We start from the raw sequence: 25361 nt of genomic DNA on the forward strand, positions 1-25361 counted from the left end.
CTCAGAAGTCGTAACGGGCGGTTGCACCCACGGTGCGCGGGGTGCCGAGCACACCGGAATAGCCACCGTTGGCGGCGTTCCACAGGCTGGTGAAGTAGGTCTTGTCGCCGGCGTTCTTCACCCACAGCGACAGGTCGAGCACGCCGTCGCCCTGGTCCAGGCGCACGCCGGTAGAGAGGTTGACGATGGCGTAGCTGGGGATCTGGCCGTAGTCGGAATCGTCGATGGTGCCCACCGCGCGGGAGCGGAAGGCGTAGCTGGCGGTGACGTAGGGCTCGATGCGCTCGGCCAACTGCCACTTGTACTGGCCGTTGAGGTTGGCGATGTACTTGGAGGCGCCAACCACCTGATGGCCACTGAGGTCGCAGGTCGCGCCGGGGTTGGCCAGACCCACCTCCGGCGGGCACGGGGCGTCGTCGTACTCGGTGTAGCGCACATCGTTCCACGAGCCGTTGAAGTTGAGCGTAAGGCCGCGCACCGGCAGCGCCGTGGCCTCGAACTCCAGGCCACGGGAGCGGACATTGCCGGCGTTGGCCAGGTACTGCACGCGGTTGGCTTCGTCGTAGACGTTGGCCTGGTAGCCATGTACCTCGGCCCAGAACAGGTTGGCGTTGAGCTGCAGGCGGTTGTCCAGCAGCGTGCTCTTGACCCCCAGCTCGGCGTTGTTGACCCGCTCGGTGCCCACCAGCAACGAGTCGGTGCCCAGGCGCGGCGCTGCCCCCACGGTGAGATTGATGCCGCCGGACTTTTCGCCATGGCTGAGGCTCGCATAGCCGAGCACCTGCTCGTTGAAGCGGTAGCTCAGGCTCAGCAGGCCGGAGGGGCTGAAGCTGTACTGGTTCAGATCGCCCGAGTCGTAGGCACCGGCCCGACCATTGCGCGCCGCAGCCGCACCGCCGGTGACCGCTGCGCCGCCGACAGGCGCATCCCGGGTGACCCAGGCGCTTTTTTCTTCATAGGTGCCGCGCACCCCGGCGGTGAAGTCCAGGCGGTCGGTCAGGTGCCAGGTACCCTGAGCGAACAACGCATAGCTGTCAGTGTCGATGTGCCCGTCACCCAGGCTGGTGACGTTGGCCAGCGCGCCTGGGGGCGTGCCGCTCCAGATATCGGCCTGGGGGCCGTAGTAGAAGAATGATTGGTTATCCAGGTCCTGTTTGAAGTAATAGGCGCCGAGCACATAGTCGAAGAAGCCGCCGGTGGGCGATGCCAGGCGGATCTCCTGGGAGTACTGCTTGTCGCGCACCGACACCCCGACGTTGCGGTAGACCGGCACGTTCAGGCCGTCGTCGTTGCGCGGGGTGAAGTCCCACCAGCGGTAAGCGGTGATGGAGGTCAGGGTGAAGTCGTTGGGCAAGGTCCAGTTGGCCTCCACCGAAGTGCCGCCCTGGAACACCGTCACCTGCTGGTCGGCGTCGAAGTTGACCTTGCGATCCTTGCCCGACACCAGGGTAGCGCCGGCTTGGGCCGCCAGGCTTTCGTAGCGATTGACACCGTTGATGGTCGGGCCGGTGCTGTAGAGCGCCAATACGCCGTTGTCGGAGTCCTCTTCGTTGTACTCACCGATCCAGCGCAAGTTGAAGGTCTCGCTCGGCTCGAACAGCAACTGGGTCCGAAAACCCTGGCGCTTGCCGCCGTTGAGGTCGTGGCCGTTGTAGACGTTCTTCACGTAGCCATCGTCCTCGGTGTGGTAAGCGCTGATGCGCCCGGCCAGGGTTTCGCTGATCGGCCCGGAAAAACTGCCCTGGGTCTGCCAGTAACCATCCTCGCCCAGTGACGACTGGACGCTGCCTTCGCGGTGGAACGTCGGTTTGCGGGTGGTGATGTTGAGCACCCCGGCGGTTGTGTTCTTGCCGAACAGCGTGCCTTGCGGGCCGCGCAGCACTTCGAGCTGCTCGACATCCAGCAGGTCGAACACGGCCATGCCAGGGCGACCCAGATAGACGTTGTCCAGGTAGATACCCACGCTGCCTTCGAGGCCATCGCTGGCCGGGTTGTTGCCCAGGCCGCGGATCGAGATGCTCGACTGGCGAGCATGGACATAGGCGACGTTGGTGCTGGGTACCAGTTGTTGCAGATCCTGCACACGGTAAATGCGCTGGGTCTCCAGGGTCTCGCTGTCGAGCACACTGATCGGCGTGGGGACGCTCTGGGCGCTTTCCTCGCGGCGTCGAGCATTGACCGTGACAGTGCCGAGGGTGGCTTGCTGCTCGGGCACTGGCGTGGCAACGACGGTCTCTTCGGCAAGGCTAGGCAGGCTGGTGCCGGCGACAGCCAGTAGCACGCCTGCGGCCAAGGGTTGCAAGGTGAACAGCGACGCGCACGCCGGCCATCGGGGAAGTCGGGACATGCAAATGCTCCTTGAGGCATGGGCCCTGGGGCGAGCATTTCCGTTGGCGGAACCGAATCGCGGACAGTCGGGCTATATTCTTTTAAGAGATATAAATATTTTTAATTCATATTTTGTGGAATAAGTGACTCCCTTTATAAGGTTCGTAACCCTTGTCAGCAATTGCATTTCACCGAAAGTTTTCATGTAGAAAATGCATATAGATCTCCGTCAGCTTCGTCACTTCATCGCCTTGGTCGATCACCGCAGCTTCGTCGCTGCGGCGGCTGCGGTGAACCTGTCGCAATCGGCCTTCAGCCGGAGCATCCAGACGCTCGAGCACAACGTCGGCTGCCGCCTGGTCGATCGCGCCAGCAAGGATTTGTCCCCTACCCGGCAAGGCCTGCTGGTGCTGGAGCACTCGCGCCGCCTGGTGCATGGAGCCCATCACCTGGCCAACGAAATCAACCAGTTCAATGGCGCCACCACGGGTGTCGTGCGGTTCGGCTCCGGGCCGGCACCGGCAGGCGGGCTGGTTCCAAGAGCGGTGGCGCGTTTCGTGGCCGAGTATCCCGCTGCGCGCACCTGCTTTCAGGTGGATAACTGGCAGGCACTGAACCGCCGGCTGGTAGCCGAGGAGATCGAGTTTTTCGTTGCAGACACCCGTCAGTTCGAAGCCGATCCGGACTACCAAGTGCACAAGCTCAAGCCTCAGCGCTGGCACTTCTGCTGCCGCGCCGGGCACCCGTTGAGCGAGCGCGCCGAGGTCCGTGCGCGTGATCTGTTCGACTACCCGCTGGCCACGACCTTCCGCCCGCCGAACATCCGCAAGGTGCTGAGCGACCTGAGCGGCCGCCAGGATTTCTTGCCCAGCGTGGAGTGTGAACACGGCTATGCGCTGCTCAACGTGGTGCAGCAATCGGACACCATCGGCATTGCCTGCAATGCCAATCTGCGGCCCTATCAACGAGAAGGCGGGTTGGTAGCGCTCACGCTCGCCGACCTTGCGCCGGAGCATGAAGAGGCGTTCTACACCCGCTATGGCGTGGTGAGCCGCGTGGGGTATGGACTGTCGGCGTTGGCCCAGGGATTGGTGAGGCAGTTGATTGCCTGTGACAGCGAGTCATGACCGGGCAGTATGGTGCCATTGCACCGCGCCGCCTGCTTCGCGGGTGAACCCGCTCCCACAAGAAACACCGCCCCTTGTAGGAGCGGGTTTATCCGCGAATAGCGCCAGCGCAAGCAGCCCACCTAGTTGTCTCTTCGATTCCGCGATGGCGGCACAGGCCTGCAATAGATCAGCCTTTGCGAAGGGTCCGGCTCTGCTGTCCGTCCACACCCACCGGCACCTCCCCGCCCAATGTCACCCGACGCACGATGCGCGGCTGGGTGCCGTAATCGTCCACCGCGTAATGCTGGGTCGCGCGATTGTCCCAAATGGCCACGTCACCGGCCTGCCAGCGCCAGCGAACGGTATTTTCCAGGCGCGTCACATGCCCTTGCAGCAGATTGAACAGGTGCGCCGAGTCCGCCTGTGAATAACCTTTGATGCGCTTGACGAAATGCCCCAGCTGCAAGGCCCTTTCGCCACTGATCGGATGCACCCGCACCACTGGATGTTCGGTCTCGTACACCGTGGAAGTGAACACCTGGCGATAGCGCTCAAGCTTGGCCGGGTCCACATCGGGCTTGGTACCGGCATAGTCGTATTCGTTGCTGTGCACCGCCCAGAGCTTGTCGGCAAGCTCGCGCAGCGGCTCGGGCAGGCTTTGGTAAGCCGCTGCGGTGTTGGCCCAGACAGTGTCGCCACCAAAGGCCGGCGCCACCACACTGCGCAAGATAGAAGCCTTGGGGTAGGCTTCGACGAAGGTCACATCGGTGTGCCAGGAATTGGCCCGTTGACCTTCGGCACCATCGAGCTGCAGCAGGTAGTCCGTGCCGTCGACCACCGGCACGGTGGGATGGGCGATCGGCTCGCCAAGACGTTTGGCGAAGGCCTCCTGGCTCTGGTCGTCCAACTGCGTCTGGTTGCGGAAGAAAATCACCTTGTATTGGACCAGGGCCGCCTGAATGGCGTCGATGGTGGCGGCGTCCAAGTCGGCGGACAATGTCACGCCGCGAATCTCGGCGCCGATGCGCCCGGCGATCGGATGGATGTCGAGTGCAGCGGTGTGTGGCGCGCGGGCCAGTGCGGCATTGCTCATGGTCATGTCCTTGCGATGGGGATGGATAGGGGTTTCAGCGGGCGGCCTGGACGGCTTGGTCCTGCTGTAGGGCGGCATCGAGAAAACGCGGTTCGATCCAGTCGCTCACCTGGAAGCCACGGCGGATCAAACGCTCCTTGGCAGCCAGGTCCACACCCTGCTGCAGCAGGCCGACAAATTCGGCGTCCAGGCGTGGGTCGAAGTAATGGGCGAGGTTCTCCTGGGCCAGGTCGCCTTCGAGGATCACCCGGGGGTAGTTGGCGGTGCTGGCGACCAGGTCCACATAAGCCTTGCGGTTGTTCTCATCGCGCAGCCACTTCACCGCCTTCTGTTGGGCCGTGACCAGGCGCGCCACCAGGTCCGGGTGCTGGTCGATGAAGGCCCCGGTGCCCAGCAGTACCGCCTGGGTGCTACCCGCCCCCTTGAGGTCGCGGGAGTTCACCGGTAGCTCCACCAACCCCCGTTCGCGCAGGGACAACAGGGTCGACAGGCCCCAAGTGGCGTCGATCTGCTTGGCCGCGATGGCAGCATTGGCGGCGTTGAAATCCAGGTTGATGATCTTCAGGTCACGCTCGGACAGCCCTTGGCTGGCCAGGGCGCTGGCGAACGACAGCTGGTTGGCGGTACCGCGGAACACAGCCACGCGCTTGCCTTTGAGATCCTGCAGGCTGTGGATACCAGAGCCTGGAACCACGGCCAGATAGCTCTTCACCCCGCGCACGCCGGCAGACAGTACCCGGGTGTCGAGGCCGTTGGCCTTGCCGATGATCGCGGCCAGGTCGCCCAGGTAGGCAAAATCGGCCTGGCCGTTGGCCAGGGCTTCGTTGATCACCGGCCCCGCGCCTTTGAAGAAGCGCCAGTCGATGTGGATGCCGTCCTTGGCAAACTCCTGCTCCAGCAATTGCTGGCTACGCAGCACATCCACCACCCCGCCCGCGCTGGGCTGGCTGCCGGCACTGAGGTCCGGCACGGCAATGCGGATGCTATGGGGTGCGTCCGCCTGGGCCGCTTGAGCGCTCAGCACGCTGGCCGCCAGCAGGCCCGCCAACAGCGGCGAGGCGAACGTAGTGAACAAACGTCGGAATGGGATTTTCATGACCAGGCTCCTTGGCAGGCTGCCACCGGCGATGGCCGGCGCTTTGGCCAGAAGCTAGGCCGGGCGAGTTAAAACCCACAAAGACCAAAACTTCATTTTTTAGTAACCAAAAGTCATAACCCAAGCGTCACGGGCGCTGCCGGACGGCTTGCGGAAAACGCATGGAAAATATGAGGAAAACGCAACGGCGCAGGGCTTTCGTGGCGTCTTGAAGACATGTTCTTATCCCTTGATGAACGTACTTATGAATTTTTAATTCCATAAGCGCATAACCAAGGAATGATTCAAGAGGTGCCTGGATGAGCGAGGTTTTGAGCAAGCGTGGACAAGGCCTTCTGGGGCCGCTGCGCCCCCCTTTCGCGACACAGGGCCGCTTACAGGAACCTCTGCTGCCATGGTTGGTGCCATTGGGGGTGGCGGCGCTATGGGTCATCGCCAGCCATTGGCACTGGATGAGTGAGCAGATCCTGCCAGCCCCGTCGGTGGTCTGGCAGAGCGCGCTGGAATTCGGCTCCGGTGAGCTCTGGAGCCACCTGTGGATAAGCCTGCAACGCCTGCTGCTCGGCCTGCTCGCCGGCATCGCCAGTGGCCTGCTGCTGGGCACCTGGCTGGGCGCCTCACGCAGGGCTCAGGCCTGGGTATTGCCGACCTTCGTGGCCTTGGCACAGATCCCCACGCTGGCATGGATCCCACTGTTCATGCTGTTCTTCGGTATCGGTGAAATGCTCAAGCTGGTGGTGCTGATCAAGGCGGTGATCGTGCCGGTGGCCCTGCATACCTTGGTCGGCGTACGCGATGCCCAGCCCAAACTGCGCGAAGCCGCCGCTGCTCTACGTTTGCCGACACACCTGCTATTCCTGCGCCTGCTGCTGCCCGCCGCCCTGCCGGCCTTCCTGACCGGTATACGCCTGGCCCTGGCCACGGGCTGGACCTCGCTGCTGGCCGTGGAACTGCTGGCCTCCAGCGAAGGGATCGGCTACCTGATGGTCTGGGGTCGGCAGCTGTTCATGCTTGATCTGGTGTTCCTGTGCATCCTGGTGATCGGCTTGGTCGGCGCCTTCATGGACCGCGGTTTCTCGGCACTGGAGCGGCGCCTGCTGTATTGGCCGCAACCGGCAACCGGTGAGCAACAACGCAGCGCCCACGCATCCGCCTGGCAAGGTCTGTTGCTACCGGTTGCGCTGCTGGCGTTATGGCAGGCCGCCAACAGCTTCGGCTGGGTCGACGGCAACATTCTCACTTCACCTTGGGAAGTCCTGCGCAGCCTGCTGGCGGGGCTGGCGGACGGCTCACTGCCCGAGGCCCTCTACCTGAGCCTGCAGCGCACCCTTGTCGGGCTGTTGTTCGGCGGCGGCGCGGGTTTTGCGCTGGGTGTCCTGCTCGGCCTGTCGCAACCGGCCGAGCGCCTGCTCGGACCAAGCCTGTCGGCGCTGCGCCAGGTGGCGCTGTTCGCCTGGGTGCCGCTGCTCACGGCTTGGTTCGGCCTGGGTGAAGAGGCCAAGGCCGTGTTCGTGGGCCTGGCGGCGTTCTTTCCGCTGTTCATCGCCACCCAGCGCGGCATCGCCAGCCTCTCGCCGCAATTGGGCGAGGCGGCTCGCGTCTTGCGCCTGAGCCTGCCACGACGCCTGCATCTGCTGGTGCTTCCCGGGGCGGCGCCGGCGATTTTCGCCGGCCTGCGCCTGTCGCTGATCTACGCGTGGCTGGGCACCATCGGCGCCGAATACTTCATGCCCTCCGATGGCGGTATCGCCAGCCTGATGCTCGGCGCGCAGCAACTGTTTCGCATGGACCAGGTCATGGCGGCCATGGTCTTGATCGGCCTGGTCGGCGCCCTGCTGGGCACCCTTGGACAACGCCTCGAATCGCGCGCCACGCGCTGGAGAACCGCATGAACGCTTTCAACACCTCGGCCCTGCACGCGGCCAATCAACCCGAAACCACGCCGCCGCTGGTCAGCTTCGACGGCGTCGGCAAAGTCTTCAGTGTCGATGGTCAGCCGTTCGAGGCCATCCGTAATTTCAACCTGGCGATCAACGAGGGCGAGTTCATCGCCATCGTCGGCGCCTCCGGCTGCGGCAAGTCCACCCTGCTGCGCCTGCTGGTGGGGCTGGACACCGACTACAGCGGCAGCATCCGCGTCGATGGCCAGCCGGTCAGCGGCATCGGTGGCGAACGCGGCATCGTATTCCAGGAGCACCGGCTGTTTCCGTGGCTGACGGTGCAGCAGAACATTGCCTTGGGCCTGGTCAACGAGCCGCTCACCCAAGGTGAGCGGGCACGTCGGGTCCATGAGTTCGTGCAACTGGTGGGGCTGGCAGGGTTCGAGTCGGCCTACCCGCACCAGCTCTCCGGCGGCATGGCCCAACGCGTGGCAATCGCCCGCGGACTGGTCGCCAGCCCACGCATCCTGCTGCTGGACGAACCCTTCGGCGCCCTCGATGCCCTGACCCGCCAGCAATTACAGGACGAGCTGCTGGCGATTCGCGAGCGCTCAGGCATCACCACTTTGCTGGTCACCCATGATGCCGAGGAGGCGACGTACCTGGCTGACCGGGTAGTGGTGCTGGAGCCGCGACCGGGGCGGATCAAGTCAGTGGTGGATATCGACCTGCCACATCCGCGCCAACGCACCGGCGTGGCGCTGCACCATCTGCGCGAGAAGGTGTTGCATCAGATCACAGGCGATGGCGGTTATCTGAAACCAGCGGCAGCGCGCGTGGAAGGGCTGCGGCCGGAATTGATCGCGCTGTGAGTCACGGCGTGTTCGCGGGTGACCCGCTACAGCGGCCCGCACGGACCAAATACGAGCGAGTTACCCGCGAACGCGCCGGCAGCCTCACCCTAGGTCCCGCAGGTATGCCCAAGGGAAGATCCCGCGCTCATGCCCATCGCTGAACACCAGCTGCACGCCATACCCCTGCACCTCGATCCGCTCTACACGCACATCCTCACGTACCACGGCGATGCCACCGCGCAACTTCGCCGCGCGGCATTGCGAGCAGGGGCAGGCGCCGCGCAGGCGGGCATGGCTGACGATCTGCAACGCATCGGGCCAGTGCACGGCCAATTCGCCTCGCCCATGCAGGTTGCGCAGCGACTGGGGCGCGTTCATCACGCCGCCCCTTGCAGTTGCGCCAGGGCAATGCGCACGGCCTTGCGCACCTCGGGGTCGCCATCGGCCTCGGCGGCCTGCAGCGCTGGCAACGCCCGGGCCTGGCCCAACTCGCCCAGGGCCAGCGCTGCCTCTTTGCGCAGATTGGCGATGGCATGCCCAAGCAGCTGGGCCAGGGCATCCAACGCCTCGCCATGCCGCAGGCGGCCCAACGCCCGTGCCGCACGCAGGCGCACCTGCCAGTAGCTGTCGTCCAAGGCCGCGATCAATGCAGGCCCGGCAGCGCCCAAGCCGACCTTGCCCAGCGTGGTGGCAGCTTCTTCGCGTACTTGCCAGGCCTCGTCCCTTAGCGCTGCGACCAATGCCGGCAGCACGCTGGTATCGCGGGCCAGGCCCAGAGCGCCGATGGCAGCACGGCGAACTTCGGTGTCAGTCTCTTCCCCGGCCAGCCGCGCCAGCGCCGGCAAGGCGGGGGCATGCTTGAGCCAGCCGAGGATGCCCACGGCCTCTCGACGCACCGAAGCGTCGGCGTCATCGAGGGCCAGCAGCGCAGGACCTGCAGCGTCCTCCAGGCGCAGCTCACGCAATGCCCGCAAGGCACTGGCGCGAACGAAAGCGTCGGCATGACTGGCCCACGGCAGGATGAGCGTGCCCGCCTCCAGGGACTTGAGTTCGCTCAGACTCTGGGCCGCCGCCAGGCGCACCGGCTCGGCGACATCGGCCAAGGCGGCACACAACGCCTGCACCACTTCGGGCTCTTCCCAGGCTTCCAGCAGGCGCGCGGCTTCGGCGCGGACCTCGACATGCGGATCGACCAGCAGGGCATCGGTCAGCCAGGGCAGGCCGTCCGGGTCTTCCAGGTCGGCCAGTTCGATCAGGGCGATACGCCGCACGCCAGCATCGGCATCGGCCAGGCGTGGCAGCAGCGGGAGGATGTCAGGGTTATCAGTGATTCGTTCGGTCATAGGGCTATCCGCAGCGGTGGATGATCGGTGCCGGGCAGGCCCAGCGGGGTCAGGCGCGGCAGTTCGCGGCCTTCTTCGTGGCGCAGCAGCGCCAGGCAATGGCGCTTGAGATGGGTGAATTCGGGGCTGGTCAAAAGGCTTGCGCGACGTGGCCGCGGGAAGCTCAGTGGCAGGTCCTCGATGAAGCGTCCGGGTCGCGGGCTCATCACCAGGATGCGATCGGCGAGGAACAGCGCCTCGTCGATGTCATGGGTGACGAACACCACGGTGGTGCGAATGCCACTCCAGACTTCCAGCAACAGCTCTTGCATGCGCGAGCGGGTCTGGGCATCGAGCGCGCCGAAGGGTTCGTCCATCAACAGCAGATGTGGGCGGTTGATCAGCACGCGGGCGATTTCGGCGCGTTGCTGCATGCCGCCGGAAAGCTGGCTCGGCCAGCGCTCGGCGAAGTCGGCGAGCCCCACCCGTTGCAACATGTCCTGGGCGCGGCGCTGGCGCTCGGCCTTGCCCACGCCCTGCATCTTCAGGCCGAAGGCGACGTTGTCGAGCACGCTGCGCCAGGGCAGCAAGGTGTGGTGCTGGAACACCATGCCGCGCTGGGGCGAAGGGCCTTCGACTGCCTGGCCATCGACCTCGAGCCGCCCGGCGCTGGGCGCCAGGTGGCCGGCCAAGGCGCCGAGCAGGGTTGATTTGCCACAGCCCGAAGGCCCGAGGATGCACACGAACTCGCCTGGAGCGACGGCAAAGTCCAAGGTTTGCACCGCCTCGAAGGCATCGCGCCCCTGGCCCAGGCGGATCGACACGCCATGCGCCTCGATGCGTCCGGCCTGCGGCGCCTGTCGATAGCTGTTCATCAGGCTGCCCTCCGCGCGCAGTACCAGGGAGTGGCCAGCGCGCCCAGGCGCTTGACCAGGGTGCTGCTGCCCATGCCCAGCACGCCGATCAACAGCATGCCGACGATGATGTCCGGGTAGTTCTGCAAGGTGTAGGACTCCCAGGTGTAATAGCCGATGCCGAACTGTCCGGAGATCATCTCGGCGGTGACCAGGCAAAACCACGACGTGCCCATGCCGATGGCCAGCCCGGTGACGATGCTCGGCAGCGCGCCCGGCAATACCACCTCACGCAGGATCGCGCCGCGTCCTGCGCCTAGGCTGCGCGCCGAGGCCACCAGGCGCGGGTCGACCGCCTCTGCGCCGTGCACGGTATTGAGCAGGATGGGAAACAGCGCGCCGGTGAAGGTGATGAACACCATCGACAGCTCAGACGACGGAAACATCAGGATCGCCAGCGGAATCCAGGCCACCGCCGGGATCGGCCGCAGCACTTCCAGCGGTGGCAACAGGGTGTCCTCGGCCCACGTCGAGCGACCGATCAACAGCCCTAGCGCCACGCCCAACACTGCGGCGGCCAGATAACCGGCGAATACCCGCGCCAGGCTGCTGGACACATGCGCCAGCAAGGCGCTCGATGCCAACAGCTGCCAGGCGGCCTCGAGCACGGCACTCGGCGTGGGCACATAGGTGAACGTGAACAGGCCAAGGTCCAGCTTATGGCTGGCCGCCACCTGCCAGAAAAGCAGGCAGGCCAGCAAGGACGCCAGGCGCAGCGGCCAGCGCGTGAGGTCGCGGGTCATGACATTGCCTCCGGATCAGCGCTGGGCGAGCAGCTTGCGGTTGGCACTGACGAAGTCCAGCGCCTCACCGCCGTGGGCTTTGGCGTACTGTTCGGCCTGGTCCTTGAGCAGGAAGGCCGCCAGCTCGCCCTTGGCGTTGCGCACGAACCAGGCCTGGTTGGCCAGCAGCTTGATGCCGCTGTCGGCGGCCTGGGCGTAGATCGCGCGGATGTCCTTGCCCTCCTGTTCCAGTTGCGCCAGGGCGCCGAGGGCGGCCTCTGGCGAGGCGTAGTGGCGGACCTTGTCTTCGCCGCGCACCCAGATCTGCGCCAGGCGGCTGAAATCTTTGATCGGCTGGCCAGTCAGCGCATCGGTGGCACTGAGCGGCAGTGGAGCGTAGTTCTTCAGCGCCTTGTCGTAGTCCAGGCCAGCCTGCTTGAAGGCGGCGCGGATGTACTGATCGTCGATGAACTGGGCGGTGTCCAGGCCTCGGTCGGTCTTCTTCAGTAGCTTGAGGGTATCGATGGATGTGGCCACGGCCTGGCGGTACTCAGGTTTCCAGGTCAGGTCGCGGGTCTGCAGGCCCAGCGGGCCGTGGAACAGGTAGTTCACCTCGGCTTCGATGCCGGTGACCTTCTCGATCAGCTCGCTGTACTTCTCGGGCTCGGCGGCGATCAGACGGTCGGCTTCGAGGCTGGCGCGCAGGTAGGCGGTGACCACTTCTGGGTACTGCTTGGCATAGTCGGCATCGACCAGGGCGCCATGGAAGGTCGGTGCGTTGGCCTGGGCGCCGTCGTAGATCTTGCGGGCGAAACCACGGTTGGGGAACAGCTCGGCGAAGGGCACGAAGTCGGCGTGCGCCTCGATGCGGTTGCTGCGCAACGCCGAGCCTGCGATCTCTGGGGCCTGGGCGATGATGCGCACGTCTTTTTGCGGGTCCCAGCCCTGGGCGGCGACGGCGCGCAGCAGCATGCCATGGGCGGTGGAGGCGAACGGCACCGAGATGGTCTTGCCCTTGAGTTCGGAGAGTGCCTGCACGGTAGACGCCGCCGGCACCACGATGCCGTTGCCGCTGCCCTGTACGCTGCCGGACAGCACACTGACGAACAGGCTGCGCTTGCCAGCATCCAGATGCGCGACGCCATTGAACGAGCCGGGGAAGTCGGCCATGGCGCCGAAGTCCAGCTTGCCCGCGACCATTTCGTTGGTCAGCGGCGCGCCACTGGTGAAGTTCTTCCACTCGACCTGGTAGGTCGCGTCCTTGTACTTGCCGTCATGGGGCAGGTACTTCTCCAGCAGGCCCAGCTCTCGGATCAGCAGGCCACCAGTGGCGCAGTTGATGGTGGTGTCCTGGGTGCCGATGGCGATGCGGATGGTTTCGGCGTTGGCATTCAGGCCAATGGTTGCCAGCGCGAGGCCGGCCACGGTTGCTGCAAGGCGCATGGTGTTTCCCCTCGAATCGTTTTTAGGTGTTGGCGTCGTCTCCGCCACCTGGCGCGGTGGTGGGAAACGAGGGGGCATTTCGAATGGGCGTCCGGTGGTGGGCCGGATGGCGTGTGGCGTGGTTCAGCGCAGCAGGTAGGGAATATCCACCTTCACCGCGCCGGTCGGGCAGTCTTTCTCGCACGGCATGCAGTACCAGCATTCGTCGAAGGCCATGTAGGCCTTCTGGGTCGCCGGGTTGATGGCCAGCAGGTCCATGGGGCAGACCTCGACGCAGACGGTGCAGCCTTTCTCGGCGATGCATTTGTCTTCGTCGATGGTGACCGGGGCGTTGCTGCGAAAGAAAATCTCTTGGGGTTGGTAGGCCATTTCACGGAGTCCTCGGGGTTCGTTGAGCCTCTGCACCGTCCTGCGGGGGCAACGGTCTTGCCCGGCGGTGCCTTGTTCGCGGGCAAAGCCGCTCCCACTGGGTTCGTCGATGCCTAGGCAGCGTCGGCTTTGACCCGCAGCCGGTCATAGGCAGTCTGCTCCTGGGCATCCAGGGCAATCAGGTAGGGCTCGATGGGTTTCTTGAAGCTGGTCATCTGGCCGTCCTCGCCTTTCTTCAGGTGGCAATGGCAGAACCACTCGCCATCGTTGCGCTCCGGGAAATCCACCCGATGGTGATACAGCCCCCAGCGGCTCTCCTCGCGGAACAGCGAAGCCCTTGCGGCCATCTCGGCGCAGTCGCGGATCACGCTCACTTCCATGGCACGCATCAGCTCATGGGGGTTGTTGGCCTTCATCTGCGACAGGTCACGCTCGATCTCAGCAAAGCGGGCCAGGCCGATCTCCATCTTCTTGGTCACCTTCGGCGGCTGCAGATAGTCGTTGACCATGCGCCGCAGCTTGTACTCGACCTGGGCCGGTGGCAGGCCGTGTTCGCGGTGCAAAGGCGCGAACACCCGTTCGCGCTCGCGCTCGACCTGAGCCGTGTCCACCTCGGCGAAGGGGCGCCCAGCGACGTAGCGGGCAGCGTTGACCCCAGCGAACCAGCCATAGGTGAAAGCGCCGAGCATGTAGTTGTGCGGCACTGCAGCCATGTCACCGGCGGCATACAGGCCGCGAACACTGGTTTCGGCCTTTTCGTTGACCCACACACCAGAGGCTGAATGCCCGGAGCAGAAGCCGATCTCGGAGATGTGCATCTCGACCATGTGCTGGCGGTAATCGGTGCCACGGTTGGCGTGGAACTGCCCACGGCTGGGGCGCTCGTTGCTGTGCAGGATCTCTTCGATGTTCTGGATGGTTTCCTCGGCCAGGTGATCGAGCTTGAGGAACACCGGACCGTTGCCGCCTTCGAGCTCCTGGTGGAACTCCCACATCATCTGCCCGCTCCAGTAGTCGCACTCGATGAAGCGCTCGCCCTTGCTGTTGGCGGTGTAACCACCCAGGGGGCCGGTGACGTAGGCGCAGGCCGGGCCGTTGTAGTCCTTGATCAGCGGGTTGATCTGGAAGCACTCCAGATTCGCAAGCTCCGCCCCCGCGTGATAGGCCATGGCGTAGCCATCGCCGGCATTGGTCGGGTTCTCATAGGTGCCCATCAGGTAGCCCGACGAGGGCAGGCCCAGCCGTCCGGCCGCACCACAGGCGAGGATCACCGCCTTGGCGCGGATCACCTGGAACTCTGCGCTGCGGCAATCGAAGCCCATGACCCCGGCAGCGGCACCTTCGCCATCGAGCAGCACGCGGGTGCAGACCATGCGATTGGTGATCTCGACCCGCGCGCGTTTGAGTTGGCGATAGAGGACCTTCTTGATGTCGTGGCCCTCGGGCATGGGCAGCACGTATGCCCCCATGTGGTGGACCTTCTTCACCGCGTAGTCGCCGGTCTCGTCCTTCTCGAACTTCACGCCCCAGCGGTCCAGTTGCTCGAGGGTTTCGAAGCTGTGGGTGGCGTAGGCATACACAGCGGCCTGATTGACGATACCGTCGTTGGCTACGGTGATTTCCTTGGTGTACTGCTCGGGCGTGGCGTGGCCTGGAATGATCGCGTTGTTCAGGCCGTCCATGCCCATGCTGATGGCACCGCTGCGCTTGACGTTGGCTTTGTCCAGCAGCAGCACGCGCAAGGACTTGTCCTGTTCCTTGGCCTTGATCGCGGCCATAGGCCCTGCGGTGCCGCCGCCGATGACGATGATGTCGTAGTCGCGGGTCTCGATGCTCATGCCTTGGCTCCCTTCTGGCGGTCGATGCGCAGGCGGTACTGGAAGGCATCGCCGCGGTAGTAGAGGTGTTCGAAGTCCAGCGGCGTGCCGTCGGCGGCGTGGGTCAGACGCTCGATGCGCATGATTGGCGAGCCCTCCTCCACTTCCAGCGCCTGGGTCAGGTCGGCATCGGCCAGCACTGCATCGATGGCCAGGTCGGCGTGGCCCAGGGCGATGCCACAGTCGTTTTCCAGCAGCAGGAAGATGTCGCGGGTGACCAGGTCAGCCTTTTCGAGCTTTTCGCCAACGGCCTTGGGCAGCCAGGTCAGTTCCAGCGACACCGGCTCACGGTTGATCAGCCGCACCCGGCGGATCTCAGTGACCAAGCTGCCCTCCGCCACCTGCAAACGCTCGGCCACCAGTGCACTGGCCGGTACATGACGGAAGCTGCGCAGGCGGTTGATCACCTCGTAACCCATCTGGCTCATGGATTCGCCCAGGCCTTGCAGGGTGGTGACGTTCTGGAACGCCTTGGGCTTGGCAACGAAGGTGCCTTTACCATGGATCTTGAAGATCAGACCCTCCTTCTGCAGATCGCCCAAGGCCTGGCGCACAGTGATGCGGCTGACGTCGAAGGCCTTGCCCAGCTCGGCTTCGGAGGGCATGCGGCTGTGGGGCGGATAGGTACCGTCGAGGATGCGCTCACGCAGCAGCTCCTTGAGCTGGCTGTACAGCGGTACCGGGGACAGGGGGAGCAATTCGGCCATGATTCTCTTCACTCTGACGTGACTTGTTATAACAAGTTGTGACCAGAGGATAACGCATAAGCGTTATGTGAGAAATATCGTTTTCGAATATGGATATTTTCCGCGACCATGCCGTTGTGGCAAAAACAGCTACAGATCAAGGCGATGGACGCAACCCCACGAGATGGGTATCATTGCGCCCCGTTGCACTCGTAGCTCAGCTGGATAGAGTACTGCCCTCCGAAGGCAGGGGTCGTGGGTTCGAATCCCGCCGAGTGCGCCATACCTGAAGCCCTGGGAGATCTCCCGGGGCTTTTTCATTTGGGCTGGAATTTCGGCGAGTTTGCTTCCCCGTTCCAGTTGCACACTAGTGCCACTGTGCCTCTCCCTACAACCTCTCCATTGGTGTTAGCGTGGGGTTATCCCGTTCCTACAGAGCGGGGACCTCTATCAACGATCCGCGAAGGACTGCGCTGACTCATGACTCTGAAAAAACTCACGACCGCCACCCTGCTGCTGGCCAGCCTCGGGCTGTTCGCCAACCAGGCCCAGGCCAACCTCACGCCACAGCAATCGGCGGCGATCCTCAAGACCTACGACGGCAGCGATCCGACTGATTTCCGTCACTTTCTCAGCAAGCTGGCCGGCAGCAACCTGGCCAAGGCCGACACGCTGAACGAAACGCTGACCACCTACCTGGCCGGCAAGCCGCTCAACGCTGATCAGCAAAACGAGATCAACCGACTGCTCGGCCTGTACACCCGGATCAAATACGGCAAGGCAGCCACCGAAACCCTGCGCGAGCTGGTGGCCATTCCGACCTTCCAGGTCGAGGGCGTGCCACAGCACGAGAACCCGCAGTTCCTCAAGATCGCCGAAAAAATCAAGACCCTGGCCGAGGGCTTCGGTCTGAAATTCCGCAACATCGACAACCGGGTCTATGAAATCTCCCTGGGCGACAACGACAAGGAAGTCGTCGGTATCCACGCCCACGCCGATGTGGTGCCGGTGAACCCGGATAACTGGAAACTCGAAGACGGCACGCGCCTGGACCCGTTCAAGGTGACCCTGGTAGGGGACCGCATGTACGGGCGTGGCACCGAGGACGACAAGAACGGCATCGTCGTGGCGCTGTACGCGCTCAAGGTGGCCAAGGACGAAAAACTGCCGCTGGCCCGGCAGTTCAAGCTGCTGGTGGACACCACTGAAGAAACCACTGGTGACGCCATCCCCTACTACTTCGCTCGCAACCCGGTGCCCAACTACAACCTGGCGCTCGATGGCGGCTATCCAGTGGTGATCGCCGAAAAAGGCTACGGCACCGTTATGGCGAGCTTCCATCGGCGTCCGGCCACCGGCACGGGCGCGGAAGTCACCACACTCACCGGCGGCCTGGCCACCAACCAGATCCCCACCACGTCGGTAGCGACCCTGCTGGGCGACAACCCAACTGCGCTGGCCGAGGCCCTGCAAAAGGCCGGCGCCGAGTACGCCAAGCGCAACGGTGGCGACTTCACCATCGATGCCAAGGTAGCGGGCAAGGAAGTGATCCTGACAGTGACCGGCGTCTCGGCGCACTCTTCGGAGCCTGAATCGGGGGTCAATCCGGTGGCGCGGATGCTGGTCTTCCTCAACGGCCTGGGCGACCAAGTACCGCTCAAGCAGAACCACATCACCGATGCAGCACGCTATGCGGCGGACAACTGGGGGCTGGACTACCTGGGCAAGCAACTGGGCGTGAATTTCGAAGACCCGTTCATGGGCCCGCTCACCGCCTCGCTGACCTACGTCGGGCTCGACCAGAAAGCCCTCAAGCTTGCGGTGAACCTGCGCATCCCCAAAGGCAAGCCGCTGGCCAACCTCAAGGACGAGCTGGCCGACAAGCTGGGCAACTGGGCGCGCGGCAGCCACACCTCGGTGGCCTTCGAGTACAGCCTCGACGAGCCGATGTACCGCAACCCCGAGGGTGAATGGGTCAAGGCCCTGCTCGATGTGGCCAGCCAGAATCTGGGCCTGCCTCACGAGTTCGGCACCTCTGCTGGCGCCACCTCGGTGCATGACCTGCCTAATGGCGTGCAGTTCGGCCTGGCGATGCCCAACGTGAAGTACACCGGGCACAACGACAACGAGTTCAAGACCGTGGAGCAGTTCATGCTGGATCTGCAGATCGTCAGTGAGATGATCGCGCGGATAGGACAGATGCCCAAGTTGTAAGCGGTTCGGGGCCGCGTCGCGGCCCCTTCGCCCAGCCATGGAAACGACCTGAACTGTAGCGCCCCTATCGACTATGGCGCTTAAATATCAAAAAGCCATCCACCTGAATTGACGACGAAATCATTTTGCCAGTAGTGTTGCCCGGATTTTCGGTATCAAGGCATGGATACCGCATGGATTCGGAACTAAAGACTAGGCAGGGTCGTCAGGGATGCGCGGAGTATTGCTACGCAGCGGTAAAAGTGAAGATTTCACCGCTTTGGGAGAAACGGGCCAACCGGTCTACCGTGCTGCGTTGCAGATCCGCGAGGCGATCCGCCGCAAGCACCCGGCCCATCCTGATCTGGTCGAGCACCTGGCCATCCCGCAAACCGATGAGCTGGGCAGCACCATCGACTGGTACAGCGATCGCCCCGGGGATGTCATCCCCTGGAGCAGCGCTACCGAGGAAGAACGCGCCCCAGCCCGCGCACAGTTGGAAATCCTCCAAGCCAGAATCAACGACCTGAGCAATGAACTGCTCGGCCTGGACGCCCATGGCCAACCATTGGCCGGCGCCAAAGCCGGTGCCCAGGGCGATCGCACGGTGTTCGGCAAACTGCTGACCTGCGTGGTGCCCTTCCCTGACGAGAACTTCGTCTACCTGGTCGATGGCCGCCCGGTCCTGACGTTCTGGGGCTTCATCCACGCTGGCGCCGAACGCAGTCGTCAGCCTTTGCATTGCCTCTACCCCCGCACACCCAAGGCTGCCGAACCGGTGATGCCACCCCCGCCGATCGAGCCGCCACCGTTGGCCCCGGCTGCGCCCGTGCCGCCGCTGGCCGTGCAACCGTCAAGGCCCTCCTGGTGGCGGCGCTGGTGGTGGCTGCTGCCTCTGTTGCTGCTGTTGCTCCTGCTGCTGTTCGGCCTGCGCAGCTGTGGCATTCCGGCCCTGGGCATCCCTCCACTGAGCGTACCGGCGCTGGACGGCCAATTGCCAACCCTCAACCCTGGCCAGACCGTCGCCCCCGTACTCCCGGCCGGGACGCTGAGCGCCATGCCTACGACCGGAGCAGGCGTCGGCGCCGTACCGAGTGAGCCCGTCGCGCCCGCCGGCGTAGGTGCGATCCAAGCTCCCACGGCCATCCCAGCGCCCACCACGGCCGAAGCGCCTGCCGTCCCAAGTCCGACATCCACGCCCGAAGGCAGTCAGGCCGCGCCCGGCGAGTCGACCGCCACCGGCAACGCGGCGCCACCTGCACCGCCTGAACTGGCGCAAGAGCCCCAGGCCAACGCCCAACCGAATCTGCTGAGCATTCCGCCAGGCGCTGGCAACGGCACCGCGGACTTCCTCAATGGCGACTGGTCCGGTGCCGGTATCCAGGAGGTTGGCACCGGCAAGCCCCTGCGCCTGAAGTATGACTTCCAGAACGGCAAGGGTCAGGCTACGGTCAGCCGCTCCGACGGCGTGCGTTGCGATGCCCCTGTCGAAGCGGCCATGAACGGCGGCCTGCTGTCGATCAACAGTTCAGGCCAAGCCACCTGTGCCGACGGCAGCAGCTACGACCTCCCTCAGGTGAACTGCAAGCCTGGCGCCCAGGGCGTCGCTGACTGCAGCGGCAACTACGGGTCGCAAGCCTTCCCGATGCTGATGAAACAAGCCGGCCAATAACACGGAAAACGCAGAAGATGTTGCCCGAAATCACCCAGTTCGAAGAAACGGTCACGCTGGTCAGCGATACCGGCATTCAATTCATGGATTTCGCCCTGCGTCTGGGCCCGGATGGCGAGCAAGCCGGCAAGTTCGTGCAACTGAACAACGGCATGGTTCCCACCCGGCTGCTGTGGTCCAAGGAGTACAAAGACTTCTACGAGCCCGAGCCGGACAAAGTGGTGCAGGTGGAGTTCGACACCACCGAGGACAACCACTTCCGCGTGCCCATGGAAGAAAGCCTGAAGCTGTTCAATGGCACCTGGCTGCCGATCCCGTTCCTGCGTTTCATGCCGCCCTATCGCTTCGACGAAGGCCCCAACAACTGGGCGCGCATGCGCCTGGTCAAGCTGGCCGAGCCTGACGTAGACGGCAATACCCACCGCCTGACCCTGGCCTTCGACAGCCGCATCATGCCGACTATCAATGGCGCGGCCTACCTGGCCCCCAACGAAGAGGACGTGCGTGCCGGCGTCGCCTTCAAGCTCGCCTGCAGTGCCCGTGAATATGGCTGGTTCCTGACCCACGGCTGGATCCGCGAATGGCTGGCCGAGCTCTATGGCGAGGCCCGTGCCGACTGGACCCGAGAGCGCCTGGACCGCGACCTGCAGGGCAACCGCCACCTGGCTCACTACCTGAACGTGCTAAGCCTGCTACGCCGGCCGACGCCCGCCGAGCAGAGCACCGAAAAGCCCAAGGTCGAGATCCCGGAAATCAAGGTGATCGCCAACGAAACCCAAGGCGTGGTCAAACCAATCCCGGTGGACCTGGTGCTGGATGTGGGCAACTCGCGCACCTGCGGCATCCTCATCGAAGACCACGGCCAGTCCGGCTCGGGCATGAAACACAACTATGTGCTCGAACTGCGCGACCTGAGCGAACCGGAAAAGGTCTACAACCAGGCCTTCGAGAGCCGTGTCGAATTCGCCCAGGCCTATTTCGGCAAGGACCACTACTCGGTCAAGAGCGGCCGCCACAACGCCTTCCAGTGGGCCACCATCGCCCGGGTCGGCGGTGAAGCCGGGCGCCTGGCCAGCCGCCGTCGCGGCACCGAGGGCTCCACCGGTCTGTCCAGCCCCAAACGCTACCTGTGGGATGAGAAGGCCTACGGCCACGGCTGGCGCTTCAACACCTCCTACGTCAAGACCGACAAGGAGCCGCTGGCCACCGCCGCGCCCTTTGCTCACCTGATCAACGACCTGGGCCAGGCCCTGTACCTGCCGCCCAAGAACGACATGCCGGTTTTCACGCCGCGCTATTCGCGCAGCAACCTGATGACCTTCATGCTGGCCGAGGTGGTCACCCAGGCCCTATCGCAGATCAACAGCCCGGCCCAGCGCTCGCGCCAAGGCCACGCCCGCGTGCCGCGCCAGCTGAGCAGCATCACCCTCACCGTGCCGCCAGGCATGCCACAGGCCGAGCGCAGCATTCTCAGCAACCGCCTGTACGAAGCCGTGGGCCTGGTGTGGAAGAGCCTGGGCTGGCACGCCGGCGAGAGCAACCCGTTCAAGGACAAGAGCGTGGTGCCGCGCACACCGTTGCCGAGCATCCGCGTGGAGTGGGACGAAGCCAGTTGCGGCCAGCTCGTCTACCTCTACAACGAGGTCAACGAAAACTTCGCCGGACACCCCGAAGAGTTCTTCGCAGCCCTGGCCCGCCCGGACAAACAGGAAGCCGAGCAGATCACTCTGGCGACCATCGACATCGGCGGTGGCACCACAGACCTGGTGATCACCGACTATCGCCTGGACCGCGGCAACAATGGCGGCACTGGCAGCAACGTACACATCATTCCGAACCAGCGCTTTCGCGATGGCTTCAAGATCGCCGGTGACGACATCCTGCTGGACGTGATCCAGGAGTTCGTCCTGCCGTCGTTCCGCAGTGCCTTGCACAATGCTGGCGTACCAGCGCCCGATGAGCTCATGTCGCGCCTGTGCGGCAACGGTGACGCCACCGCCCAGGAGCGCATCCTGCGTCAGCAGTTGAACCTGCAGGTGTTCGTGCCCTTGGGCCTGGCCTTGCTCAAGGCCTATGAACATTACGACCCGGCGCAGCCCCAGGAGACGATCGAGCAGACCTGGCAACAGGTGCTGGGAAGCGACGCGGTCAACGACAGCGTGGTGGAGTTCGTCAATGCCGCGGTGCGTCGCGAAGTGGGCCGCGAGGGCACCCTGGACCTGCTCGGCACGCCGATCACGTTTGACCTTGAGCAGGTGCATACCGCCTTCCTGGGCGGACAGATCAACATCACCAAGATCCTCGCCGAATTGTGCGAAGTGATCTTCCACTACCCCTGCGACGTCCTGCTGCTGACCGGCCGCCCCTCGCGCCTGCCAGGCATCCAGGCGTTCATCCGCCAGCGCCTGCCGCTGCCTCCGGGGCGTATCCTGGCCCTGCAGAACTACCGCACCGGCGGCTGGTACCCGTTCCACCGCAACGGCCTGATCGACGACCCAAAGAGCACCGCCTCTGTGGGCGCGATGATCTGCCTGCTGTGCTCCAAGCACAGCGTGCCGAACTTCTACTTCCGCACCACCGCGCTCAAGCCGTACTCGATCATCAAGCACTTCGGCCAGATCGATAATGCCGGCACCATCAAGCATGGCGATGTGCTCTATCGCGACCTCAAGTCCGACAAAGGCCGCATCGAGCTGCCCATCGTCGGCGAAGGCGAAACCCGTGGTACGCCCTGGCTGGAAATGCGCGGCGACATGCACCTGGGCTACCGGCAGTTGTCCGCCGAGCGCTGGTCGGCCTCGCCGCTCTACACCCTGCGCTTCACGCCCAAGGGCAGCGCCGCGTTCTCCCGTGCCATCGGCAAGAACGGCGAAGCGCCGGTACTGCGCATCCGCTTGGAGGTCGAAGAACCTTCGGACCTGCTGCTCGAGCGAGGGCTGGTCAGCGACAAACTGGTCATCTGCGACCTGCAATCGAACATCCAGGATGCCGATTTCGATTACGACCGGGATCTGGAACTGTCACTCAACACCATGCCGACCATGAGCCTGAGTGACAGCGACTATTGGCTCGACAGCGGGAATGTCAAAGGAAAATGAGCGACCTTACCCCTAAGCAACAGCAACTGATGGGTGCCTGGGGCGCCATTCACAAAGGCGCCGGCCAAGCCTTGGACTGGATCGAGCAGGTGCGCGGCAATGCCGCCAGCGTCGAGGCTGAGGCCGATGGCCTGAGCCTGCGCCTGCGCCAGGCGCGCAACCGGGCCCGTGACTTGCAGCGCGCGGCCTCCACGCCCATGGTGATCGGTTTCTTCGGGCTGTCCCAGGCGGGCAAGTCGTACCTGATCTCGGCCCTGGCCGCGGACCGTTCCGGGCGCCTTGAAACCGACTTCGGCGGCAAGACCCTCGACTTCATCGAGCACGTCAACCCGACAGGGCTCGGCAAGGAGGCTACAGGTCTGGTCACCCGCTTCAGCCGTCGGGCCACGCCGAGCCCTGACGCCGACTACCCTGTCGAGCTGAAGCTGTTCAGCGAAATCGAAGTCGCCAAGATCCTCTCCAACGCCTGGTTCGAAGATTTCGACCAGGAGAAGCTCGACTACAGCTTCACCGACGAAAGCATCCAGGCGCTGCTCAAGGGTTACGAAGGCCGCGAGCACGAGCAGTTGCAACCGGGCGTGACCGGGGACGACGTGGTTGCCTTGTGGGACTACCTCAAAGGCAACTACGAGAAGTCAGTGCGCAAGCTCAACGAGCTGTACTGGCCACGGGTGATCAAGCTGGCGCCACGCCTGAACTACCGCCAGCGGGCCAAGCTGTTCTCGGTGCTTTGGGGCGAGCAACAGGCCCTGACCGATGTCTACGAGCTGCTGGTCGGTGGCCTGCAAAAGCTGGGCTTCGCCGATACCGTGCTGGCGCCGCTGAGCGTGCTCGTCAAGGAAGAAAACGGGACCTACACCCAGGCCAACAGCATCATGAACGTGGACATCCTCGGTCGCCTGGGCACCGGTCGTGACATGCAGGTGGACGTGCGTCCGCTGCAAGACGGCCAGCCTCAGGGCCGCGTCGGTCTGACAATCGCCCAGTTGGCCGCGCTGACCACCGAGATGACCTTCCGCCTGATCAACAGCCCCAAGGACCCGGTGGTGGATCAGGTCGATCTGCTCGACTTCCCCGGCTATCGCACCCGGCAAAAGTTGCTGCGCATCGAAGATGCCGCCAGCCCCGATGCCGTCGAAGAGGTCAACCCGGCCTCGAGCCTGATCCTGCGTGGCAAGGTGGCCTACCTGTTCGAGCGCTACACCGATGCCCAGCAGATGAACGCCCTGGTGCTGTGCACCAGCTCGTTCAAGCAGAGCGAGGTGGTCAGCGTCGGCCCTGTGCTGACCCGCTGGATCCACAAGACCCAGGGCGCTACCCCGAAAGAACGCGCCCAGCGTGCCCCCGGCCTGATCTGGGCCCTGACCATGCTCGATGGTTTCATCAGCAACACCCTCAGCCTGAGCGAAGGGCAACTGCCCGAAGGCTGCGAGAACATGATGAAGCTGACCATGATCGAACGCTTCGGCACCCAGGAATGGATGAAGGACTGGTCGGGCGTGCCATTCAACAACACCTACCTGGTGCGCAAGCCACGCCTGGACACCGCGTTCATCGAGCGTGACCACGCCAACGGCGATGAAACCCAGTTCAACGAGCGCCATGCGCCCCGTCTGCAACAACTGCAGCAGTGCTTTGCCGCCAGCCCCTCGGTCGAACGCCACGTCAAAGACCCCGCTACAGCCTGGGGTGCGATGCTCGCGCTCAACGACGGCGGCATCAGTCGCTTCAGCGGCAGTTTCCAAGCGGTCAGTGACATCGACTTCAAGCTCACGCGCATCCAGGAACAACTGGAGCAATGCCGTACCGACTTGCTGGAGCATGGTCTACACGCCTGGCGTGAAGAAGACTTCGAGCAACTGTTGGGCAAAAAGCGCGAAAAGACCCAGTACCTGCTCGACAACCTGGGGGCCGACCCGGACGCCATCAGCGAGCTCATCCATGCCTTGCAACTGCCTGTCGAACAGCTGCGAGAGCTGTACCTGAGCGGCGTGTACGAAATCGACGGCCTGGACGATGAGGCCGTCGCCGAGCCTGAGCAAGCCACCAAGGCGCCTGCCAACAAGGCGCCGGCAATCAGCTTCGGCAACTTGTTCGCCAGCACCGAGGCCGCCCCCGCCGCAGCCCCGGTCAAACCGCTGGCCAAGCGCCTGACGTCCGAACAGCGCTTTGCCCGCGCCGCGCTCAAGTCCTGGATCAAGCACATGCGCGACCTGAGCACGCAGCCTCTGCGCCTGGCGAGCCTGCGCATGACCCGCGAGCTGGTCGAAGCCCTGACCGAGGAACTGGTCAGCGCGGTACGCCGCCCGGCCTTCCTCGAGCAACTGGACGCCGCCGTCATGCAGCGCATCGTCAGCGGCGCCCGTCGCGACCAGATGGTCCAGCGTCAGGTCATGGCCGTGCAGCTGGTGATGCGCGACTTCCTCTGCTGGTTCGGCCTGCTGGGCAAGCCGCTCTCGGCACGCCCCAACAGTCTGCTGGGGGCCAAGGAGCCGGTGTTCAGCTTCTACCGGACCGTTGCCGAAGGCGAATTGCCCAACCTGCCTGAACAGCCCTCGCATCAGGAACAGCGCTTCCTGGTGGACTGGCTGTCGGGCCTGGCCTGGCTGACCCAGGAAAACGCCAAGAACGGCGCCGATCCGGAAATCACCACCGAGCAGCGACGCCAGCTGGCTGTGCTGCTGAACACCTTCGAAGCGAGTTGA

General features: G+C 64.2%; 18 protein-coding genes and 1 tRNA gene. 8 read left to right on the forward strand and 11 right to left on the reverse strand.

Going from position 1 to position 25361, the window contains the following annotated elements; all coding sequences use genetic code 11:
* Window position 1: 1 nt before the first annotated feature.
* Window positions 2-2347, reverse strand: a complete 2346-nt coding sequence (locus tag AB1N67_RS23525) for a TonB-dependent receptor (protein WP_182941990.1) — start codon at window positions 2345-2347, stop codon at window positions 2-4.
* A 193-nt stretch (window positions 2348-2540) separates the two neighbouring features.
* On the opposite strand from AB1N67_RS23525, the gene AB1N67_RS23530 reads away from it, so the two are divergent.
* Window positions 2541-3455, forward strand: coding sequence for a LysR family transcriptional regulator (locus tag AB1N67_RS23530; protein ID WP_043208237.1), 915 nt, complete (start codon window positions 2541-2543; stop codon window positions 3453-3455).
* A 169-nt stretch (window positions 3456-3624) separates the two neighbouring features.
* Here AB1N67_RS23530 and AB1N67_RS23535 read toward each other — a convergent pair whose 3' ends face one another.
* Window positions 3625-4530: a TauD/TfdA family dioxygenase gene (locus AB1N67_RS23535; RefSeq protein ID WP_102081129.1), complete on the reverse strand. Its 906-nt coding sequence runs from the start codon at window positions 4528-4530 to the stop codon at window positions 3625-3627.
* Window positions 4531-4564: 34 nt separating this feature from the next.
* On the reverse strand, window positions 4565-5626 hold the full coding sequence (locus AB1N67_RS23540; protein WP_102081130.1) for an ABC transporter substrate-binding protein: 1062 nt from the start codon (window positions 5624-5626) through the stop codon (window positions 4565-4567).
* A 299-nt stretch (window positions 5627-5925) separates the two neighbouring features.
* Here AB1N67_RS23540 and AB1N67_RS23545 point away from each other — a divergent pair, with 299 nt between their 5' ends.
* Window positions 5926-7518, forward strand: coding sequence for an ABC transporter permease (locus AB1N67_RS23545; protein ID WP_367863422.1), 1593 nt, complete (start codon window positions 5926-5928; stop codon window positions 7516-7518).
* The gene (locus AB1N67_RS23550) at window positions 7515-8378 is read left to right on the forward strand and encodes an ABC transporter ATP-binding protein (RefSeq protein WP_182816710.1); all 864 of its coding nucleotides are present in this window, start codon (window positions 7515-7517) and stop codon (window positions 8376-8378) included. The genes AB1N67_RS23545 and AB1N67_RS23550 overlap by 4 nt, the downstream gene beginning before the upstream one ends.
* A gap of 84 nt (window positions 8379-8462) precedes the next feature.
* Here the strand turns inward: AB1N67_RS23550 and AB1N67_RS23555 are convergent, their stop codons facing one another.
* From AB1N67_RS23555 to AB1N67_RS23590, 8 genes are all read right to left on the reverse strand, one after another.
* Window positions 8463-8738 (reverse strand): gamma-butyrobetaine hydroxylase-like domain-containing protein, encoded by a 276-nt coding sequence (locus tag AB1N67_RS23555; RefSeq protein WP_043208227.1) that lies wholly within the window; start codon window positions 8736-8738, stop codon window positions 8463-8465.
* Complete coding sequence (locus tag AB1N67_RS23560) at window positions 8738-9703, reverse strand: HEAT repeat domain-containing protein (protein WP_043208225.1); 966 nt, start codon at window positions 9701-9703, stop codon at window positions 8738-8740. The genes AB1N67_RS23555 and AB1N67_RS23560 overlap by 1 nt, the downstream gene beginning before the upstream one ends.
* Complete coding sequence (locus AB1N67_RS23565; protein ID WP_043208223.1) at window positions 9700-10557, reverse strand: ABC transporter ATP-binding protein; 858 nt, start codon at window positions 10555-10557, stop codon at window positions 9700-9702. The genes AB1N67_RS23560 and AB1N67_RS23565 overlap by 4 nt, the downstream gene beginning before the upstream one ends.
* Window positions 10557-11339, reverse strand: coding sequence for an ABC transporter permease (locus AB1N67_RS23570; protein WP_250034189.1), 783 nt, complete (start codon window positions 11337-11339; stop codon window positions 10557-10559). The genes AB1N67_RS23565 and AB1N67_RS23570 overlap by 1 nt, the downstream gene beginning before the upstream one ends.
* Before the next feature lie 15 nt (window positions 11340-11354).
* Complete coding sequence (locus AB1N67_RS23575) at window positions 11355-12761, reverse strand: ABC transporter substrate-binding protein (RefSeq protein ID WP_324722973.1); 1407 nt, start codon at window positions 12759-12761, stop codon at window positions 11355-11357.
* A gap of 123 nt (window positions 12762-12884) precedes the next feature.
* Window positions 12885-13130 (reverse strand): ferredoxin family protein, encoded by a 246-nt coding sequence (locus tag AB1N67_RS23580; protein ID WP_043208219.1) that lies wholly within the window; start codon window positions 13128-13130, stop codon window positions 12885-12887.
* 113 nt (window positions 13131-13243) lie between these two features.
* The gene (locus AB1N67_RS23585; RefSeq protein ID WP_367863423.1) at window positions 13244-14968 is read right to left on the reverse strand and encodes a fumarate reductase/succinate dehydrogenase flavoprotein subunit; all 1725 of its coding nucleotides are present in this window, start codon (window positions 14966-14968) and stop codon (window positions 13244-13246) included.
* Window positions 14965-15714, reverse strand: coding sequence for a GntR family transcriptional regulator (locus tag AB1N67_RS23590; RefSeq protein WP_367863424.1), 750 nt, complete (start codon window positions 15712-15714; stop codon window positions 14965-14967). Before AB1N67_RS23590 ends, AB1N67_RS23585 begins: the two co-directional genes overlap by 4 nt.
* 185 nt (window positions 15715-15899) lie before the next feature.
* Between AB1N67_RS23590 and AB1N67_RS23595 the strand changes: the two genes are divergently transcribed.
* The 5 genes from AB1N67_RS23595 to AB1N67_RS23615 all read left to right on the forward strand — a co-directional run bounded on the left by AB1N67_RS23595 (window position 15900) and on the right by AB1N67_RS23615 (window position 25361).
* Window positions 15900-15976, forward strand: a tRNA-Arg gene (locus AB1N67_RS23595).
* Window positions 15977-16173: 197 nt separating this feature from the next.
* Window positions 16174-17907 (forward strand): dipeptidase, encoded by a 1734-nt coding sequence (locus AB1N67_RS23600; RefSeq protein ID WP_367863425.1) that lies wholly within the window; start codon window positions 16174-16176, stop codon window positions 17905-17907.
* A gap of 211 nt (window positions 17908-18118) precedes the next feature.
* Window positions 18119-19558 (forward strand): SrfA family protein, encoded by a 1440-nt coding sequence (locus AB1N67_RS23605; RefSeq protein WP_196167971.1) that lies wholly within the window; start codon window positions 18119-18121, stop codon window positions 19556-19558.
* Between the two features lie 17 nt (window positions 19559-19575).
* Window positions 19576-22656 (forward strand): virulence factor SrfB, encoded by a 3081-nt coding sequence (locus AB1N67_RS23610; RefSeq protein ID WP_367863426.1) that lies wholly within the window; start codon window positions 19576-19578, stop codon window positions 22654-22656.
* Complete coding sequence (locus tag AB1N67_RS23615) at window positions 22653-25361, forward strand: putative virulence factor (protein WP_182816730.1); 2709 nt, start codon at window positions 22653-22655, stop codon at window positions 25359-25361. The genes AB1N67_RS23610 and AB1N67_RS23615 overlap by 4 nt, the downstream gene beginning before the upstream one ends.

Source organism: Pseudomonas guariconensis (genome assembly GCF_040822035.1).
Taxonomy (GTDB): domain Bacteria; phylum Pseudomonadota; class Gammaproteobacteria; order Pseudomonadales; family Pseudomonadaceae; genus Aquipseudomonas; species Aquipseudomonas guariconensis.